The organism is Phytohabitans kaempferiae, assembly GCF_042433955.1.
GTDB lineage: Bacteria > Actinomycetota > Actinomycetes > Mycobacteriales > Micromonosporaceae > Phytohabitans > Phytohabitans kaempferiae.
Genome location: NZ_JBHLUH010000041.1, coordinates 20451 through 39391 on the forward strand (window position 1 = coordinate 20451; position 18941 = coordinate 39391).

The window sequence follows — 18941 nt, forward strand, 5'->3', positions numbered from 1 at the left end:
CCGCTCGCCGCACGCGCCCCGCGCGCGGCGAGCGGGGCTCAGCGGGTCGGGGTCGGGGCGGGGCGCTGGCCCTCGGCCGGCGCCACCTGCTCGTCCTCGATGACCTTCCGCTCCAGCGTCACCTGCGACTGGCCGGTGCCGCCCACCTTGATGTCGTCGTACGCCTGGAGCGCCCGGGTCTCGCTGTCGAAGTACAGCACCGACATCACCAGCGGCTGCGGCTCCTCCTTCTCCAGGCCGCGCAGCCCGGCGCCGCCGGTCGAGCCCTCCACCATCAGGCGCGTGGCCATCTGGCCGGGCACCTGGTCGAGCGTGCGTACGTCGCGGGAGTGCGTGTGCCCGGCCAGTACGAGCGGGCAGGTGCCGGAGAGCGCGCCGGCCGAGGCGGGGTCGTGTACGAGCGCGATGTCGACCGGCTGCCCCGAGCCGCGGATCGTGGCGGCCAACTGCTCGCCCGCGCCGATGACCTGCTCGATGGTCTGCTTGGAGGCGCCGGAGCCGGCCGGTGAGGTCGCCTTGTCGGGCGTGAACCGCGGGTCGCCGATGCCGGCGATGGTGAGGCCGGCCACGTTGGTGATCGAGTTGTCGAGCACGATCGCGTTGCGCTGGCGGGCCACGGCGGCGCCGGTGGCGGCCGAGTCGTGGTTGCCCCGGATGAAGACGTACGGCACCTTGAGCAGGCCGATCGAGGCGACGTACGACGCCTCCGGCTCGCTGCCCCAGTCGGTGATGTCGCCCGTGTCGATCACCGCCTCGATGCCGAACTGCTCCACGACGGTGCGCATCATCGGCCACGTGGTGGGGTTGAGGTGCAGGTCGGAGACGTGCAGGACGCGGGTCGTGCCCTCCGCGGGCTGGTACACGGGCAGGGTGGAGACCGTGGTGTAGATGCGGCTGACGTTGGCGACGAGCTGCTGGAGCTGCTCGGCGTACTTTCCGTAGTCGTTGGCGATCTGGCGCGCGTCACCGACCACGGCCGGCGCGTTGACCAGCAGGCCCTCGTAGCGCGGCTCCTCGATCGAGTCGGGATGGATGGTGGCGATCGCGCTGCCCAGGCTTCCCCCGACGATGGCCAGCGCCAGCACGCCCGACCAGGCGACCCGGCGGACGTTCCGGAAGACCAGCGCGGCCAGTGCCATGGCGAAGAGCACGGAGACCCCGACCGTGCGCATGGCCAGCTGGATGAGGCCCTGCCGGACGTCCGTGACGGCGGTCTGGCTGGCCCGCGTGATGCCCGCCGGGTCGTCGATCAGCGCCTCGGTGCGCCCGGGGTCGAGCGCGCCGAGGCTCACGTTCAGGTGGACGGGGCCGTCGTGGCTGTTCAGGTGGAGCGAGCCAAGAGGGGGGATCGCCACCTCGGTGTCGCCGACCAAGGACGGCATGATCGACATCTCGGCCCGGAACGGGCCGACGTCGGTCTCCGTCCGCGCGCCGAGGAGCACGCCCGCCACCACACCGACGACGGCCACCGCGAGGACGAGCAGTCCGAGCCCGATGCGGCGGGCGGCAGTCGACCGGAAAGCGGACGGAATGGGGCGAAGTGCGCCCACAAAGCGTCGCACCGCTGAAGCGATGCGACGGTCACTGTCCGTGCGCTCTTCCATCACAAGATTCTGCCGTGCCCGGCACCGCTAGTGCCAAAACCTGGCCCTAGCTTTTTCCAGCTCCGCCCCCCGAGAAGACCAGCCGGAGGATCCGGTCGTCTTCGGGCTTCGGCTCGCCGCGGCCGTCGTGGTTCGAGGTCGTCACCCAAAGTGAGCCGTCCGGCGCCGTGATCGCTGTCCGGAGGCGCCCGAACTGCTCGTTGAGCAGCGACCGCGGCTGCCCGAAGACGGTGCCGCCCTGAGTGAGCTCGACCGACCACAGCCGCTGCCCGCGCAGACAGGCGGCGATCAGCAGCCGCTCGACCACGGCCAGGCCGGAGCAGGACGCGTCGGCGGGCGACCAGACGACCATCGGATTGGTGTATTTGGGATCGTTTCCGCGCCCCTCCACCACCGGCCAGCCGTAGTTCTTGTTTGGCTGGATCTGGTTGATCTCGTCCCAGGTGCTCTGCCCGAACTCGGTCGCGTACATCCGCTTGCCCTGGTCCCAGGCGATGCCCTGCACGTTGCGGTGCCCGTAGGACCAGACCAGCGAGTTGGGGATCGGGTTGCCCGGGGCGGGCTTGCCGTCCGGCCGCATGCGCAGGATCTTGCCGCCCAGGTTGCCCGTGTCCTGCGCCAACCCGCGCTCGGAGGCGTCGCCGGTGGTGGCGTAGAGGAAGCCGTCGGGGCCGAAGGCCAGCCGCCCGCCGTTGTGGATGCCGGAGAGCGGGATGCCGGTCACGATCGGCACCGGACGCTGCCCCAGCGTGAGCTTGGCGATGCGGTTGTCGGTCTCGGTGGAGTAGTACACGAAGACGGTCTTGTCGTCGTCGTAGTCGGGGGAGACGGCGATGCCCATCAACCCGCCCTCACCCTCCGCGTGCACCTCGGGGAGGGTCTGGACGGTGGTGACCTTGAGCCCGTCGGTGCCGGACTCGGGGCCGACCTTGAGGATCTTGGCGGTGTCGCGCTCGGTGACCAGCGCGCCCCGGTCGGGCAGGAAGGCGATGCCCCAGGGCACGCGCAAGCCCTTGGCCACCACCGTCGCCGCGATCTCCTGGTCGTTGCCCGACGGCGGAGTGGCGGTCACGCTGGGCGTGGGAAACGTGGGCGGCTCGCCGGCCTCGTCGGGCTTGGGCGGGCCGAAGGTGCAACCGCCGACCGCCAGGGTCAGGGCCAGGGCGGCGACGGTGGCACGGTACGGGGGGCGCGCGTCCACCCGGCCAGGGTAGCCGCGTGCGCTGTGTGTGGAGGTGACCACGCGCAGGACGAGGCGGATGCCACGCGCGAGGTTCCGCTCAAGAGGGAAGTGCGCTGGGCGACCCACCCCCGCATCAGCAGGAAGCGGAGCAGCACGGGGCCGGCACGGCATGCGGCAGTGCCGGGGTCATGCGGGTCGAGGCCGCGGGGGAAGCTGGCGGGCGCTTGTCCGGCGGCTGTACCCCGGCCGTGCGCTGCCGTTACTGTCGTGAGCTGTGAAGATCTGGATCCCTCACGAGCAGGGCACGGGGTTGATCGGCGAGGTGCCGGCGGGCGTGACCGTGGAGGTGGCCGCGCGCCCCGACGCGCTCCCGTCCGACCTGGGGGGCGTGGAGTTCTGGGTCCCGCCCTTCCTCGCCCTCGCCGAGTCGGCGAGCCTGGCCGCCAAGATGCCCGACCTGCGCGTCGTGCAGCTCCTCTCGGCGGGCGCGGACGCCTGGGTCGGGCGGCTGCCCGAGGGCGTGTTGCTCTGCGACGCGCGGGGCGTCCACGACTCGCCGACCGCCGAGTGGGTGATGACGGCGATCCTGTCGTACGTGCGGGCGTTCCCCGCGTTCATCCGGGCGCAGGCGCGCGGCGAGTGGTCGTACGGCGAGCACGCGCCGACCGACGAGCTGGCCGGCAAGCGCGTGCTGATCGTGGGCGCGGGGTCGATCGGCGCGGCGCTCGCGGCCCGGCTGGCGCCTTTCGAGGTGTCGCTGACCCGGGTCGCCCGCACCGCCCGCCCGGACGAGGGCGTGCACAGTGTCGAGGAGCTGCCCGACCTCCTGCCGCACCACGACGTGGTGGTGCTGATCGTGCCGCTCACCGAGCAGACCCGGGGGATGGTCGACGCGCGCTTCCTCGCCGCGATGCCCGACGGCGCACTGCTGGTCAACGGCGCGCGGGGGCCGGTCGTGCAGACCGACGCGCTGGTCGCCGAGCTGGCCAGCGGGCGGATCGCGGCCGCCGCCGACGTCACCGAGCCCGAGCCGCTGCCCGCCGGTCATCCACTGTGGAACATGCCAAACTTCCTGCTCACCCCGCATGTGGGCGGCTCGGTGCGCGGGCTGCTGCCGCGGGCGTACCGGCTGGTGGGCGAGCAACTGCGCCGCTTCGTCGACGGCACGCCGCTGATCAACGAGGTGACCGACGGCTACTGATCCCGGTTGCCGGCCTCGGCGAGGCGGGGCAGGTCGCGGTCGCGTACGGAGGTGAGCGGCACGACCTGCCCGTCGGTCAGCCGGGCCAGCACTCGGCCTCGGTGGTCGGCGCCAAGCTCGCTGACCTCCGACCAGGGGATGCGGCGCTGGCCGAGCAGCGCGCGCACGCGCAGCCCGTCGGGGCTCACCTCGGTGCCGGCGCGCAGCGCCCAGGCCGCCACCAGGAGCGGCACGAGCAGCACGGGCAGGTAGTACCAGCCCGCGGTGGCCAGCGGCAGCGCCCCGATCAGGGCGATGAGGGCCGCGATCGCGATGGCGCCGTGCGGCCGGAAGCGGATGGTCACGCCACCGATCCTTGCACGGGTTACTTTCCGTCATACGGCGGGCATGGTGTGCCGCCATGGGCACCTTGCTAGCGATCGGCACGGGAAAGGGCCTCTTCTTCGCTTCCGATTTCCTCGCTTCCCGATTTCCTCGCTTCCCGATTTCCTCGCTTCCCGATGCTCGCCCATCCGTCGCGCGGTGGCGTGGTCTACAACTTCCCGCTGGTCCGCGACGCCGAGCGCTTCCCGGTCGACCACCGGTGCCGGGTCGTCCGCTCGCCCGACGCGGGCACGTCGTGGGAGCCGCTCACCGCGGGACTGCCCCCGGAGCCGTACTATCCCTCCGTGCTGCGGGACGCCATGTGCGCCGACGACGCCGATCCGGCGGGCGTCTACTTCGGCACTCGTTCCGGCGAGGTCTACGCCAGCCGCGACGAGGATGGGGAGGTGCGGATCCTTCCATCGGTCGCGGGAGGCTGACCTGCCGTCCGAAATCTTGGTTCGATACTGACCCGTAACCCGTGTGGCCGGCGTTTCGTTACCGGTCATAGGTGCGGTCTCGCCAAAAGCGGAGCCGCGCCGTCCCCCCTCACTCCCTCGTGAAGAGGACCCGGCAGTGACAGTGCCGTACAACCCTGGCGCCCGTACCCGGTTCGGTGCCGTCCCCACAGTGGACATCGCCGTGTTCGCCGCAGCCGCGGTGTGTCTGGCCGGCTCCATCGCCGGCCTCACCCCTCCCGCGTTCGGCCTTGTGGCCGGCGTGGGCGGGATCGCCGCGCTGGTGACCTACCGGCTGGTGCGACTCGCCCTGCACATCCACTCGACCCAGCACAGCTTCGGCCCGTGCCGCGGCGCCGGCTTCCTGGGCATGGGCGCGCTGGCCGGCGGGGTCACCGCGGTCGCGCTGCCCCAGGTCGACGGCGCGCACCAGGCGGCCGTGAGCGCGGTGGGGCTGGCCGCGGCCGTCGCGATGTACGTGCTCGGTGTCCTGCTCCTGCCCGGCGCCGCCACCAACATCGGCGTGCGCCTCCGCCGCGTCTGCGACGGCGTCAGCATCGGGATCAGCCTCGCCTTCACTGGCTGGCTCCTGCCGCCGCCCGGTGGCATGCCGCCGGCCGCACTGGCCGGGTTCCTCTTCGCGGTCGGCGGGCTCTCGATCGTCACGGTGACGGCGCTGCGCGCCGCCCGCTACCGCCGCGCCGCGCTGCTCTGCGGCGTCGGTGCCGGCGCCGCCGTGCTCGGCCTCGGGATTCAGACGATGATGATCGCGTACGGCGTGAGCCACCGCGGCCTCCTCCTCGCCGCCGCCCTGGTGGCGATCGGACCGGTGTTGGTGCTGCTCGGCGCCTACCGCGCGGACGCCGACGGCGAGCTGCCGCCGCCCAACGATCCCGAGACGCGCCTGTCCAGCTATCCGCTGCTGACCGTGCCCGCGCTGCTCGCCATGCTGGCCGCGCTCTACCACCTGATCACGGTCGGCGAGTTCGACCACACCGCGATCCTGCTCGGCCTCATGGTCATCCCCACCGTCGTGGTCCGCGAGATCATGGCCGCCGCCGACGTCCGCCGCTTCGCCCGCCGGCTCGTCGAGCAGGAGGCCCACTTCCGCTCGCTCGTGGCCGGCGCCAACGACCTCATCATGGTGGTCAGCGAAGACCTCGTCGTGCGCTGGCAGTCGCCGGCCGCGGCCCGTCTCTTCGGCCTCTCCGACGCCGACGTGATCGGGCGGCCGTTCCCCGCGCTCATGCACCCCGAAGACGCGCCCGAGGTGACCTCGCTGCTCACCGCCGTACTCGCCGAGCGCCAGGCACCGGGTCGCCCGCCGCTGGTCGAGGCCCGCCTCCGCGACGGATACGGCGCCTGGCGCGACACCGAGTCCACAGTGGGCGACCAGCGCGACGTGCCCGAGGTGGCCGCGCTCGTCGTGCACGTACGCGACGTTGGCGAGCGCCGCCACCTCGAGCGCACGCTGCACCAGCTCGCCTTCACCGACCAGTTGACCGGCCTCGCCAACCGCCGTGAGCTGATGCGCACGATCGTCAGCCAGCGTCAGGTCGAGGGGCACACCGGCGCGCTGCTCGTCATCGACCTGCACGGCATGGCCGACGTCAACGAGGTGCGCGGCCGCGAGGTCGGCGACGTGGTGCTCGTCGAGGTCGGCCGCCGGCTGCGCACCGCCGTGGGCTCCGACGACCTGCCGGCCCGCCTGGCCGGTGACGAGTTCGCGGTGGTCACCGTCGAGGGGCCGGTCCTCGCGTACGCGCTCGGCACGCGCCTGCTCACCGTGCTCACGGAGCCCTACCAGTTGCCGGGCGCGATCGTGCACCTCAAGGTCAGCATCGGCCTGGCCGAGGTCTCCGGTGGCGACAGCGTCGACGACGTCCTCCGCCGTGCCGACCTCGCCCGCCGCCGCGCCCGCCAGCTTGGCCGCGACCGCATCGAGTGGTACGACGCCTACCTCGAAGAGCAGTTGGTCCGCCGCATGGACCTCGAACGCGAGCTGCCCGGCGCCGCCGCCCGTGGCGAGTTCGACCTGGTTTACCAGCCGGTCCTCTCGTTGCCCGACCGGCAGCCGGTCGGCGTCGAGGCGCTGCTGCGCTGGCGCAACAACGCGCTCGGCACGGTGCTCCCCAACGAGCTGCTGCCCGTCGCGGAAGACCTCGCGCTGCTCGAAGAGATCGGCCAGTGGGTGCTCACGCAGGCGGCCAGGCAGCTCGCCGCCTGGACCGTGCCCGGCCGCGACCTGTGGATGTCGATCAACGTCTCACCCCGCGAGCTGTCCGCCGCCGACTACGTCACGCGGCTCAAGGGCGCGCTCGCCGAGCACGGTGTCCCGCCCGAGCTCTTCGTGGTCGAGGTGGCCGAGTCCCGCCTCCCCACCGAGGCGGCGGCCGCGATGGTCAGCCAGCTCGCGGCGCTGCGGTCACTGGGCGTACGCACGGCCCTGGACGACTTCGGCGCCGGGCAGGCATCGTTGCAGCAGCTCCGCCGCCTCCCGGTCGACCTCCTGAAGATCGACGGCGCCATCATCGCCGCCCCGAGCGACCAACTCCCCGCCGACCTCCAGGGCCACAGCCGCCCACTGATCGACGTCGTGGCCGACCTCGGCCGCCGGCTGGGCGTGGAGATCATCGCCGAGGGCCTGGAGTCGATGACCCAGATCCGGCAGGCCCAGGAGGCGGGGTGCGGGCTGGGGCAGGGGTTCGCGCTCGCCCGTCCCGCGCCTGCGGAGCGCATCGAAGCCTTCCTGGAAGAACACCGCGCCCCGAGCAACTAGCGATCTTTTCGCGCTTTCCGTTGCGGTCGATTCCGGTGTGACAGAGGGGAGCTGCCGCGATGCCCGTCGTGCTCGCGGCCGTTGCTCCCGCGGCCTCATCCTCCGCGTCCCCACGATCGCGGCGCGCGCGACGCCGCCGACGTCGGCGTCGGTTCGGATTGCCCACCGGGCGGGCAGCCTCTGGATCGCTTGGGTTGATCGAGGGCGTGCCCGCGTGCTTTCGCGCGTGGCGAAGAGTTCACCTCTAGGGTCAACTGGTCGCCACGGACGGACCACCTCCCGACCCAGTCAGCCCGGACAAGGGGCTTTGTCGGGGACATAGCCCCTTGAGGCCGGTTTGAAGGGGCAGTGTCCCCGACAATCGCCCACACCTGCCGCCGGGTCCAGCGCGGCAACCACCGGGCCTGGCGTCCACGCCGAGAGTCGCGTATCCCGGCGTCCGGGGCAGGTTGGGTGCACCGGTGCGCCCAGCTCGACAGCTTCTCCAACCCGACACCAGGCCCCAGCGCGGCCCATACGCACTGCTTGGCAGCTTGAGCCCTCTGGCCGGAGGCTACCTGGCGGATGGCCATCCGGCTCGTTCGAGCTTCCTCAACCGCCTCATTGCCTCAAGCCCGGTGGGTTCGTGCCGTCTTCGCCATTCGCAGACACGCCTCGAGGGAAACGCCATGGCTGCTACGGAGCCCGTAACAGCCATAGCGTTCCGCTGACCCGAGAGAGATCGTCAGGCGGACTTGTAGCCCGGTATGGGGTAGGTGGCCAGCAGGTCGCGGACCTCGCCCGCGATCCGCTCGAGCGCCGCCTCGTCCTCCTTGATGGCGGCCGTCACCGCGTCGTCCATCCACGCGGCCACCTGCGGCATCTGCGCCTCGGTCAGGCCGCGCGTGGTCAGCGCCGGCGTGCCGAGCCGGATGCCGGAGGGGTCGAAGGGCTTGCGCGTGTCGAACGGCACCGTGTTGTAGTTGAGCTCGATGCCGGCCCGGTCGAGCGCCTTGGCCGCGGGCTTGCCGCCGATGCTCTTGCTGGTCAGGTCGGCGAGGATCAGGTGGTTGTCGGTGCCGCCCGAGATGAGGTCGAAGCCCCGCTCGACGAGGGCCGCGGCGAGTGCCTTGGCGTTGGCGACCACCTGGGCCGCGTACGCCGCGAACGGCGGCTGCGACGCCTCGTGCAGCGCGACCGCGATGCCCGCCGTGGTGTGGTTGTGCGGGCCGCCCTGGAGGCCGGGGAAGACGGCGCGGTCGATGGCGGTGGCGTGCTCGGCGGTCGACAGGATCATCGCGCCGCGCGGGCCGCGCAGGGTCTTGTGGGTCGTGGTGGTGATGACGTCGGCGTGCCCGACCGGAGTGGGGTGGGCGCCACCGGCGATGAGGCCGGCGATGTGGGCGATGTCGGCGGCGAGCACCGCGCCGACCTCACGGGCGATCTCGGCGAACGCGGCGAAGTCGATCGTGCGCGGGATCGCGGTGCCGCCGGCGAAGATGACCTTCGGGCGCTCGCGGCGGGCGAGGTCGCGCACCTCGTCGAAGTCGATGAGGCCGGTCTCGCGGGAGACCCCGTACGAAACGGAGTTGAACCACTTGCCGGTGGCGGAGACCGACCAGCCGTGGGTCAGGTGGCCGCCCATCGGCAGGGACATGCCCATGACCGTGTCGCCCGGCTGGAGGAACGCCAGGTAGACGGCGAGGTTGGCCGGGGAGCCGGAGTACGGCTGGACGTTGGCGTGCTCGGCACCGAAGAGCGCCTTGGCCCGCTCGATCGCGAGCGTCTCGATCGGGTCGACGAACTGCTGACCCTCGTAGTAGCGCTTGCCGGCGTAGCCCTCCGAGTACTTGTTGGTGAGCACCGTGCCGCTCGCCTCGAGCACCGCCGTGGAGACGTAGTTTTCCGAGGCGATCATGCGGAGCTTGTCGTGCTGCCGCTGGGCCTCACCCTCGACGAGGCGGGCCAGCTCCGGGTCGGCGGCGGTCAGGTGTGGGATCGGTGGCTCGTGCACAGCGACCTCCTGGCATGTCGACGATGACCGGCACCCAGGCGCGCGGTGCCGTGAATCGTGGTCGCTCCCCGGTGGTCTCTTCCACCTCAATGCGCCAGTCGCGAGTACCCCGTGATGTTAGCCCGTCGTGCGCGGAGACGCGGTACTCCCACGAGGAGTCAGGTGCGCGGTCTCATCCTGGTACGCCCCGATCTGCCGACCCTCGATCGCGGCGAGCAACTGCCGGGCGGCGTGGCCGCCGTACGCCGGGATGTCTCGCCCGATCGCGGTCAGCGGAGGGTGGGTGAGCTGGCACAGTGCGGAGTCGTCCCAGGCCACGATCGAGAGGTCACCGGGGACGGCGAGCCCCATCTCCTGCGCCACCGCGAGCCCCGCGATGGCCATCACGTCGTTGTCGTAGATGATCGCGGTGGGGCGGCCGGCGGTGCTGAGCAGGCGGCGCGTGGCGCGGGCGCCCTCCTCGCCGGTGTAGTCGGAGGGCACGCTCACCGACTGCTCCAGCCCCAGCCGCTCGCTGGCGTCGAGGAACGCCTGCTTGCGGATCTCGGTGTGCAGCAGGCCGGGCAGCCCGCCGATCCGGGCGATGCGGCGGTGGCCGAGCGCGACGAGGTACTCCATCGTCTCGACGAGCGCGGCGGCGTCGTCGGCCCACACGCTGGCCAGGCTGCCGGTGTGGCCGGGGCCGCCGATGACGACCGCGGGGAGTTGCAGCTCCTCCAGTACGGGCACGCGCCGGTCGTCGACCCGCAGGTCGCAGACAAAGACGCCGTCGACCCGTCGCTCGCCCCACCAGCGCCGGTACACCGCTATCTCCGCGTCCTGGTCGGCGACGACCTGGAGGGTCAGCGCGTACGAGCGGGCCGACAGCTCCGCCTCCACGCCACTGATCAGCTCCATGAAGAACGGCTCGATGCCGAGGATGCGCGCGGGGCGGCAGAGGGCCAGCCCGACCGCGTTGGCGGTGGCCCCGGAGAGCGCGCGGGCGGCGCTGTTGGGGTTGAAACCGATCTCCTGGGCGATCGCGATGATGCGCTGCCGGGTCGCCTCGGAGACACCGGGCTGCCCGTTGAGGGCATACGACACGGCGCCTTTCGAGACTCCGGCACGCCGTGCGATGTCCGCGATGGTGGGTCGCTTCACGCCGCCTCCTCACCGCGTGAGGAGCCGCCGCTCGCGCAAGCCGCCGAGCCCGGTGGCTCAATCGCAAGCTCGCTCACGTGGCGCTCCTTAGTAACAAGCGGTCTTACGCTACCTCGTGGCCAGCGGAAACGGGCCAGTCGCCGAACGCTTGTCCGGTTAAGTTCCTTTCCGTTAGCGGACGATCAAGCCGTTAACACGCCATTGACACTCTGTGGGACCGGCCGTACCGTGTGCCTACTCAACCGGTTCAGTCAATACTTATCGATGCTGTGGCGCTAGTCATATGGAGGCAGACATGCGTACGCGATTGGCGGTCGTCACGGCCGCGGCCGCGATGACCGCACTCGTGGCCGGCTGCACCACCTCCGGCGGCAGCGACGAGCCGGCCCAGGACGCCGAGGGGCCGGCGACCCTCACCTTCTGGAACACCGGCTCCGACGAGCACGCGGCGGCGCTCCAGGCGGTCGCGGACGTCTACAAGCAATCCCACCCCGACGTGACGATCAAGGTCCAGGCGCTCTCCTGGGACGACGGCCATGCCAAGGTGCTCACCGCCGCCACCTCCAAGACCGGGCCGGACATCATCTCCGGCGGCATGTCGTGGGGCATCGAGTTCGGCGAGCTGGGCGGCATGATCGACCTCAACACGCACGACATCGGCAGCATCAAGCAGCAGACCCGCCCCGAGGTGCTCAAGGCGATCACCTCCTCCGACGGCGCGGTATACGGCGTCTCCTTCGACAACGCGTTCTACCTGCTCTTCTACCGCCCCGACCTGCTGCAGAAGGCTGGGCTGAGCGGCCCGCCGAAGACGTGGGAGGACCTCACCGCCGCGATCACCAAGCTCAAGGCGGCCGGTGTGAAGACCCCGCTGGTGGAAAACTGGAACACCTTCGAGTGGCTGCCCTGGTTCAACTGGCTGAAGCAGGCCGGCGGCTCGCTCTACGCCGACGACTGCTCTAAGGCCACGATCGACAGCGACCAGGCCGTGCTCGCCACCACCACGTGGGCCGACCAGTTCCGCGAGCACGGTGTGCCGAAGGCGGCCACCGACTCGGCCGCCGGCATGGCCAACGGCGAGGTCGCGATGGCGATCGACGGCTCGTGGGTGGCCAACGCGATCGACACCACGCATCCGCAGCTCAAGGGGAAGTGGCAGGTCGCAGCGCTGCCGACCGGTCCGGCGGGCGCCGGCACGTTCGTCGGCGGCCGGATCATCGGCGTGATGTCGTATACCAAGTACCCGAAGGCGGCGGCCGACTTCATCAAGTGGACGTACACCGACGAGGCCATCCAGCTGCTCCAGAAGGAGGTCTACAACCGGGCCGGTGAGCTGTGGCTCTCGCCCCGGTCGGACCAGCTCAACACGCTCAACACGACCGACAACGTCAAGCAGACGCTCGCGACCACCATGGAGACGGTCAGCGGCCCGCCCAACTGCAAGGGCTGGGAGGTCAGCCAGGCCGAGGTGACCAAGAAGCTCCAGTCGGTCGTCAACGACAACGTCGATCCGAAGAAGGCGCTCTCCGAGGCCGCGACGATCATGAACAACAACCTCAAGTAGATGGCCACGCCGACCACCACCGCGCCGGCGCCGGGGGCGCCGGCCGCGGGGGGCCAGGGTCCTGGTCGGGTACGCCGGGCGAAGCGCTCGCCCGAACTGCGGCGCATGCGGCTGCGGCGAGCGCTTCCCGGGTACGTGATGCTGCTCCCGTTCGCGGTGCTGTTCATCGGTTTCCTCGTGTGGCCCCTGCTCAACTCGCTGTACTTCGCGTTCACCAACTACAACGGGGTCAAGCCGCCGTCCTTCCTGGGCATCGACAACTTCCAGCGGCTGTGGTTCGAGGACGAGCGCTTCCGCCAGGCGCTCGCCAACTCGTTCGTCTACGTCGCCGCCGCGGTCACGCTCACCACCGTGCTCGCGCTGACGCTGGCGGTCGCCTTCCAGGGCACGAGCTGGCGCGATCGCATCATGCGTACGCTCTTCTTCCTGCCCGCCGTCACCTCCACCATCGCGGTCGCGCTGATCTGGCGCTGGATCTTCACCGTGGAAGACTTCGGCCTCGCCAACACGGTGGTCGGCTGGGTCGGCGTGGAGCCCGTGCAGTGGCTCGCCACACCGGCGCTGACGATCCCGATCCTGGTGGTGATGGCGGTCTGGGGCGGCTGCGGATATGGCATGGTCATCTTCGTGGCCGGGCTCAACGCGATCCCGGAGGAGCACTACGAGTCGGCGCGGCTCGACGGGGCCAACGCGTGGCAGCAGTTCTGGTACATCACGCTGCCCCAGCTCAAGCCGGTCACCACGTACGTGGTGATCACCAGCCTCATCTCCGCGTTCCAGGTCTTCGAGGCGGTCTACATCGTCTTCCGGGGCGTGAGCAGCGTGGGCGGCGTGCAGGACAGCGGCCTGATGCTGGTGCCCTACCTCTACGACATGGGCTTCACGAAGTTCCAGCTCGGGTACGCCTCGGCGATCGCCTGGTCGCTCTTCATCATCATCTTCATCGTGAGCATGATCCAGCTCCGGGTCACCAAGGCGCTGAGGGAGCTGTGATGCGACGCAACCTGTGGCCCGCGCTCGGCCGCATCCCGCTGTACCTCTTCGGCCTCACCATGCTGGTGCCCTTCTACTGGATGCTCACCGCCGCCTTCAAGCCGGTGCCCGAGCTGACCAGGAATCCGCCCAGCTTCGTGCCGCACGACCCGACGCTGGACGCGTTCTACGACGCCAGGTACACGCCGGAGCAGCGAGGGGAGCAGGTCGTCGCGGGGCTCTTCCAGCGCTTCGTCGACGTGCCGGGCGGCTTCGGGCGATTCATGTTCAACAGCCTCTTCGTCGCGTCCACCATCACGGTCGTGTCGCTGCTGCTCGCCGCGCTCGCCGCGTACGCGCTGACCAAGATGGACCTGCCCGGAAAGCGGGTCATCTTCGTGGTCATCGTGGCCTCGATGATGGTGCCCTGGCAGGTCAGCCTCATCCCCAACTACCTGATCGTGCGCAACCTGGGCTGGCTCAACAGCTACGAGGGATACATCATCCCCGCGCTCGCCAAGGCGTTCGTCGTCTTCTTCCTGGTGCAGTACATGCGCTCGATCCCCGACGACCTGGTGCACGCCGCGCGGGTCGACGGCGCGGGCGAGTGGCGGATCTGGTGGCGAGTGGTGATGCCGCTGATGCGGCCGGCGCTCGCGGCGATGGCCATCTTCGTGGTGCTCGCCGAGTGGAACAACTTCCTGTGGCCGCTCATCATCGTGCAGAGCGACAACATGGCCAACCTCCCGGTCGCGCTCTCCCGGCTCAACGCGTCCAACGCCTACAACCCACAACACTTCGCGGTCATCATGGCCGCGTCGTTGCTCACCTCTCTGCCCACAGTCATCGTCTTTCTCATCTTCCAGAAGCACTTCACCAGGGGCATCGCGCTCTCCGGGATCAAGGGGTAGGTACATGACCGAGCGAAGCGAGGGAATCATCAGGCTCAGTGCGTCTTGTGCCTCATGCCCGCCCGCGGTGAAGCGAGGACGGGCATGAGTGTTTTTCGACCGCTGCACGACGGTTGGACGGTGGCCCCGGCCGCCGGACCGGCGGTGCCGGCTGACTTTCCGGTCAGTCAGGTGCCGGCGGCCGTGCCCGGGTGCGTCCACACCGACCTGCTGGCAGCCGGCCGCATACCCGACCCGTACCTGGACGACAACGAGACCGCGCTGGGCTGGATCGGCCACGCCGACTGGGTCTACGAGACCGCGTTCGAATGGGACGCCACCAGCCGGTCCCGCGTCGACCTCGCCTGCGCCGGCCTGGACACCGTCGCCACGGTCTTCCTCAACGGCGCCGAACTGGGCACCACCGCCAACATGCACCGCTCCTACCGCTTCGACGCGCGCCCGCACCTGCGCACCGGCGAAAACCGGCTGCGCGTCCACTTCGGATCGGCGTACCGGTACGCCGAGGAGGTGCGGGCCGGGCTCGGCGACCGGCCCAACGCATACCCCGACCCGTTCAACTTCGTCCGCAAGATGGCCTGCAACTTCGGCTGGGACTGGGGGCCCAACGTCGTCACCGCGGGCATCTGGCAGCCGATCGGCCTGCACAGCTGGGACACCGCGCGGCTGGCCGCCGTCCGTCCACTGGCGACGGTGGCGGACGGGGTCGGGCGGGTCGCCGTACACGTCGAGGTCGAGCGTGAGTCCGACGAGCCGCTCTCGGTGAGCGCGGCGGTCACGGGCTTCCGGGCGGAAACCACCATCGCGCCGGGGGAGCGCACGGCCGTGGTGACGGTCGAGGTCCGCGACCCTGAGCTGTGGTGGCCGAGGGGGTACGGCGAGCAGGTCCGCCACCTCCTCGACGTGACCCTCCGCTCGGCGGGAGGCGACGCGGTGGACACCTGGCAGCGGCGGATCGGCTTCCGCTCGGTGCGCCTCGACACCACCGCCGACGCGCACGGCACGCCCTTCACGCTCGTGGTCAACGGGGTGCCGGTCTTCGCCCGCGGGGTCAACTGGATCCCCGACGACACGTTCGTGACCCGGATGACCCGCGAGCGCTACGCGGAGCGGTTCGCCCAGGCCATCGCCGCCAACGTCAACCTGCTGCGCGTGTGGGGCGGCGGCCGGTACGAGTCGGAGGAGTTCTACGATCTCGCGGACGAACTTGGGCTCCTCGTCGCGCAGGACTTCCTCTTCGCCTGCGCCGCATACCCCGAGGAGGAGCCGATCGCGAGTGAAGTGGTGGCCGAGGCGCGCGAACAGGTCGCTCGGCTCGCCAGCCATCCGAGCCTGGTCGCCTGGTTCGGCAGCAACGAGAACATCTGGGGTTTTCACGACTGGGGCTGGCCGGAGCGGCTGGCGGGGCGCACCTGGGGCGAGGGCTACTACCTGGAGGTGCTGCCGGCCATCGTCGCCGAGCTGGACCCCACGCGGCCGTACTGGCCGAGCAGCCCGTACTCCGGCCCTTCCCGGCACCCCAACGAGCCGGCGCACGGCAGCATGCACATCTGGGACGTGTGGAACGAGAAGGACTACGTCCACTACCGCGACTACCGCCCGCGGTTCGTGGCGGAGTTCGGCTACCAGGGTCCCCCGGTGTACGCCACGCTGCGCCGCGCGATCAGCGACGAGCCGCTGGCGCACGACTCGCCGGGGATGCTCCACCACCAGAAGGCGATCGACGGCGACGCCAAGCTCCAACGTGGACTCGACGCGCACCTGCCCGCGCCCCACGACTTCGACGACTGGCACTACCTGACCCAGGTCAACCAGGCCCGCGCGGTGGCCGTTGGCGTCGAGCACTTCCGGTCGCTCCGTCCACTGTGCATGGGCACGGTCGTATGGCAGCTCAACGACTGCTGGCCGGTCACCTCGTGGGCGGCGATCGACGGCGACGGGCGGCGCAAGCCACTGTGGTATTCGCTGCGCCGTGCGTACGCCGACCGCCTCCTCACCATCCAGCCGCGCGACGGCGAGCTGGTGCTCGTGGCGGTCAACGACGGCGCCGAGCCGTGGCAGGGCACAGCCGCCGTGACCCGCCTGGCCGTCACCGGGGAGGGGCGCGCGAAGACCGCGATCGAGCTGGACGTGCCACCGCGCCGCGCGGTGACGCTTCCGCTCCCCGGCGACGTGGCCGGCAGCGAAGACCCCAGCCGCGAACTGGTGCTGGCCGACGCGGACGGCCTGCGGGCGTGGTGGTTCTTCGCCGAGGACAAGGACATCGCCTACCCCGCGCCGGAGTACGAGGCGACGGCCGAGCCGCTCTCCGACGGCTGGCGGGTCACCGTGCGCGCCGGCACGATCCTGCGTGACCTCGCCCTGTTTCCCGATCGGCTGGACCCGTCCGCCTCCGTCGACGAGCTGATGGTCACGCTGCTGCCGGGGGAGTCGGCGACGTTCACGGTGACCGCCCGCCCCGACCTCGACCCCGCTGCGCTGACCGCCCGCCCGGTGCTGAGGTGCGTCAACGACGTACAGCCCCAGACTCCCGGGAGTACCTCATGAGATTACGAACCCTCCTCACCGCGCTCGTCGCCCTCGCCGTCGTCGCTCCCGCCGCACCGGCCGTCGCCGCACCGTCCACGAAGGACGGCTTCGTCGTGCGGCACGGCGCCGAGCTGAAGCTCGACGGCAAGAAGTTCCGCTTCGGCGGGACCAACAATGTCGTGCGACGCGGCGGCGCTGGCCGACGTGCGCGAGATCTACGTCTGGGCACACCCCGGCGAGTTCGACATCGACAACGTACGCGCCGAATGACCCACCTCCCCTGGCCCTCGCTCCGGCGGGTGCCAGGGGTCGGGCGTGGTCAGGGGACCAGGCGGTATGCGCCGTCGCTGGCGGAGGTGGCCATCGAGGCGTACGCGCGCAGCGCCGCCGACACCGGGCGATCCCGGTCGACCGGCGTGTACGGCTTGTCACGCTTTTCCTGGGCCACCTTGCGGGCGTCGAGCACCTCGTCCGGCACGTTGAGCACCAGCGAGCGACCCGGGATGTCGATCACGATCTCGTCGCCGTCTTCGACCAGCGCGATCAGGCCGCCGCCGGCCGCCTCGGGGGAGACGTGCCCGATGGAGAGGCCGGAGGTGCCGCCGGAGAAGCGGCCGTCGGTGATCAGCGCGCAGGCGCGGCCCAGGCCCCGGCCCTTGAGGAACGAGGTCGGGTAGAGCATCTCCTGCATGCCCGGCCCGCCCTTGGGCCCCTCGTACCGGATGACCACCACGTCGCCGGCCTGGACCAGCTTGTTGAGGATGCCGTCGACCGCCGCCTCCTGCGACTCGAAGACGCGTGCCGGCCCGCTGAACCGCCACACCTCCTCGGGGACGCCGGCGGTCTTGACCACGCAGCCGTCCGGCGCGAGGTTGCCGTGCAGGATGGCGAGCCCGCCGTCGGCCGTGTAGGCGTGTGCCTTGTCGCGGATGCAGCCCTCGGCCGCGTCGAGGTCGAGGCGGTCCCACCGGTTTTCCGTGGAGAACGGCTGCGTGGTGCGCACCCCGCCGGGCGCCGCGTGGAAGAGCTCGATCGCCTCGGGCGTGGCCGTGCCGCCGCGCACGTCCCAGTCGGCGAGCCAGGTGTCGAGCGAGGTGGCGTGCACCGCGCGCACGTCACGGTGGAGCAGGCCGGCCCGGTCGAGCTCGCCGAGGATGGCGGGGATGCCACCGGCCCGGTGGACGTCCTCCATGTGGTACTTGGGGGAGTTGGGCGCGACCTTGGACAGGCAGGGCACGCGGCGGGAGATCGCGTCGATGTCGGCGACGCCGAAGTCGAGCTCCGCCTCGCGGGCCGCCGCCAGCAGGTGCAGCACGGTGTTGGTGGAGCCGCCCATCGCCACGTCGAGCGCGACCGCGTTTTCGAACGCGCTCGACGACGCGATCGACCGGGGCAGCACCGAGGCGTCGTCGCCCTCGTACCACTGCTTGGCGATGTCGACGACAAGCTTGCCGGCCTGCTCGAAGAGCGCGCGGCGCGCGGCGTGGGTCGCCAGGGTCGAGCCGTTGCCCGGGAGGGCCAGGCCGATGGCCTCGGTGAGGCAGTTCATCGAGTTGGCGGTGAACATGCCGGAGCACGAGCCGCAGGTGGGGCAGGCGGAGCGCTCGATCCCGCCGAGCTGCTCGTCGGTGACCGCGTCGTTGGACGAGGCGATCATCGCGTCGATCAGGTCGATCTTGTCGTGGACGATGCCCTCGATGGCGACCGTCTTGCCGGCCTCCATGGGGCCGCCGGAGACGAAGACCGTGGGGATGTTGAGCCGCATCGCGGCGATCAGCATGCCCGGCGTGATCTTGTCGCAGTTGGAGATGCAGACGAGCGCGTCGGCGCAGTGCGCGTTGACCATGTACTCGACCGCGTCGGCGATCAGCTCGCGGCTGGGCAGCGAGTAGAGCATCCCGCCGTGGCCCATCGCGATGCCGTCGTCGACCGCGATCGTGTTGAACTCGCGCCCGACGCCGCCGGCCTCGGCCACCGCGTCGGCGACCAGGCCGCCGAGGTCTTTGAGGTGCACATGCCCGGGTACGAACTGGGTGAAGCTGTTGGCGATCGCGACGATCGGCTTGCCGAAGTCGTCGTCAGTCATGCCGGTGGCGCGCCACAGGGCGCGGGCGCCGGCCATGGTGCGACCATGCGTGGAGGTCTTCGACCGCAGCTCAGGCATGAAACCAGTCTGTCACGTTTCAATATTCGGGATCAGCCGGACGGGGCATTGCTGCCTACCCCGTCTGTTTAGGCGCTTCG

The 18941-nt window shown here is 70.8% G+C and carries 13 protein-coding genes and 1 riboswitch; of the genes, 7 read left to right on the plus strand and 6 right to left on the minus strand.

What is annotated here, in order from left to right; translation table 11 throughout:
* Positions 1-38: 38 nt before the first annotated feature.
* On the minus strand, positions 39-1604 hold the full coding sequence (locus ACFFIA_RS20710) for a metallophosphoesterase family protein (protein WP_377253190.1): 1566 nt from the start codon (positions 1602-1604) through the stop codon (positions 39-41).
* 46 nt (positions 1605-1650) lie between these two features.
* The gene (locus ACFFIA_RS20715) at positions 1651-2847 is read right to left on the minus strand and encodes a PQQ-dependent sugar dehydrogenase (protein ID WP_377253387.1); all 1197 of its coding nucleotides are present in this window, start codon (positions 2845-2847) and stop codon (positions 1651-1653) included.
* Positions 2848-3061: 214 nt separating this feature from the next.
* On the opposite strand from ACFFIA_RS20715, the gene ACFFIA_RS20720 reads away from it, so the two are divergent.
* A complete protein-coding gene (locus tag ACFFIA_RS20720) occupies positions 3062-3988 on the plus strand; it encodes a 2-hydroxyacid dehydrogenase (protein ID WP_377253192.1) in 927 nt (308 codons plus the stop codon).
* Here ACFFIA_RS20720 and ACFFIA_RS20725 read toward each other — a convergent pair.
* The gene (locus ACFFIA_RS20725; protein WP_377253194.1) at positions 3982-4332 is read right to left on the minus strand and encodes a PH domain-containing protein; all 351 of its coding nucleotides are present in this window, start codon (positions 4330-4332) and stop codon (positions 3982-3984) included. The genes ACFFIA_RS20720 and ACFFIA_RS20725 overlap by 7 nt on opposite strands.
* A 156-nt stretch (positions 4333-4488) precedes the next feature.
* Between ACFFIA_RS20725 and ACFFIA_RS20730 the strand changes: the two genes are divergently transcribed.
* Complete coding sequence (locus ACFFIA_RS20730; protein ID WP_377253195.1) at positions 4489-4791, plus strand: beta propeller repeat protein; 303 nt, start codon at positions 4489-4491, stop codon at positions 4789-4791.
* A 136-nt stretch (positions 4792-4927) separates the two neighbouring features.
* A complete protein-coding gene (locus tag ACFFIA_RS20735) occupies positions 4928-7588 on the plus strand; it encodes a putative bifunctional diguanylate cyclase/phosphodiesterase (RefSeq protein WP_377253196.1) in 2661 nt (886 codons plus the stop codon).
* 724 nt (positions 7589-8312) lie between these two features.
* Here the strand turns inward: ACFFIA_RS20735 and glyA are convergent.
* Together glyA and ACFFIA_RS20745 are read right to left on the minus strand one after the other, a co-directional pair.
* Positions 8313-9581 carry a serine hydroxymethyltransferase gene (gene glyA, locus ACFFIA_RS20740; protein ID WP_377253197.1) on the minus strand — a complete coding sequence of 423 codons (1269 nt, stop codon included), beginning with the start codon at positions 9579-9581 and terminating at the stop codon, positions 8313-8315.
* A 25-nt stretch (positions 9582-9606) separates the two neighbouring features.
* Positions 9607-9693: riboswitch (ZMP/ZTP riboswitch) on the minus strand.
* Positions 9694-9698: 5 nt separating this feature from the next.
* A complete protein-coding gene (locus ACFFIA_RS20745) occupies positions 9699-10721 on the minus strand; it encodes a LacI family DNA-binding transcriptional regulator (RefSeq protein ID WP_377253199.1) in 1023 nt (340 codons plus the stop codon).
* 295 nt (positions 10722-11016) lie between these two features.
* On the opposite strand from ACFFIA_RS20745, the gene ACFFIA_RS20750 reads away from it, so the two are divergent.
* From ACFFIA_RS20750 to ACFFIA_RS20765, 4 genes are all read left to right on the plus strand, one after another.
* Positions 11017-12285: an extracellular solute-binding protein gene (locus ACFFIA_RS20750; protein WP_377253200.1), complete on the plus strand. Its 1269-nt coding sequence runs from the start codon at positions 11017-11019 to the stop codon at positions 12283-12285.
* Entirely contained in the window at positions 12286-13278 is a 993-nt protein-coding gene (locus ACFFIA_RS20755; RefSeq protein ID WP_377253202.1) for a carbohydrate ABC transporter permease, read from the plus strand.
* Positions 13278-14168 carry a carbohydrate ABC transporter permease gene (locus ACFFIA_RS20760; protein ID WP_377253203.1) on the plus strand — a complete coding sequence of 297 codons (891 nt, stop codon included), beginning with the start codon at positions 13278-13280 and terminating at the stop codon, positions 14166-14168. Before ACFFIA_RS20755 ends, ACFFIA_RS20760 begins: the two co-directional genes overlap by 1 nt.
* Before the next feature lie 84 nt (positions 14169-14252).
* Entirely contained in the window at positions 14253-16715 is a 2463-nt protein-coding gene (locus ACFFIA_RS20765; RefSeq protein ID WP_377253204.1) for a glycoside hydrolase family 2 protein, read from the plus strand.
* A gap of 301 nt (positions 16716-17016) precedes the next feature.
* On the opposite strand, the gene ilvD is transcribed toward ACFFIA_RS20765, so the two are convergent.
* Positions 17017-18861 (minus strand): dihydroxy-acid dehydratase, encoded by a 1845-nt coding sequence (ilvD, locus tag ACFFIA_RS20770; RefSeq protein WP_377253205.1) that lies wholly within the window; start codon positions 18859-18861, stop codon positions 17017-17019.
* Positions 18862-18941: the final 80 nt, after the last annotated feature.

What these genes read in the sequence shown, in the direction of transcription:
- ACFFIA_RS20710 (WP_377253190.1), bottom strand. Translation starts at nt 1,604, where the DNA reads ATGGAAGAGCGCACGGACAGTGACCGTCGCATCGCTTCAGCGGTGCGA.
- ACFFIA_RS20730 (WP_377253195.1), top strand. Translation starts at nt 4,489, where the DNA reads ATGCTCGCCCATCCGTCGCGCGGTGGCGTGGTCTACAACTTCCCGCTG.
- ACFFIA_RS20750 (WP_377253200.1), top strand. Translation starts at nt 11,017, where the DNA reads ATGCGTACGCGATTGGCGGTCGTCACGGCCGCGGCCGCGATGACCGCA.
- ACFFIA_RS20755 (WP_377253202.1), top strand. Translation starts at nt 12,286, where the DNA reads ATGGCCACGCCGACCACCACCGCGCCGGCGCCGGGGGCGCCGGCCGCG.
- ACFFIA_RS20760 (WP_377253203.1), top strand. Translation starts at nt 13,278, where the DNA reads ATGCGACGCAACCTGTGGCCCGCGCTCGGCCGCATCCCGCTGTACCTC.
- ACFFIA_RS20765 (WP_377253204.1), top strand. Translation starts at nt 14,253, where the DNA reads ATGAGTGTTTTTCGACCGCTGCACGACGGTTGGACGGTGGCCCCGGCC.
- ilvD (WP_377253205.1), bottom strand. Translation starts at nt 18,861, where the DNA reads ATGCCTGAGCTGCGGTCGAAGACCTCCACGCATGGTCGCACCATGGCC.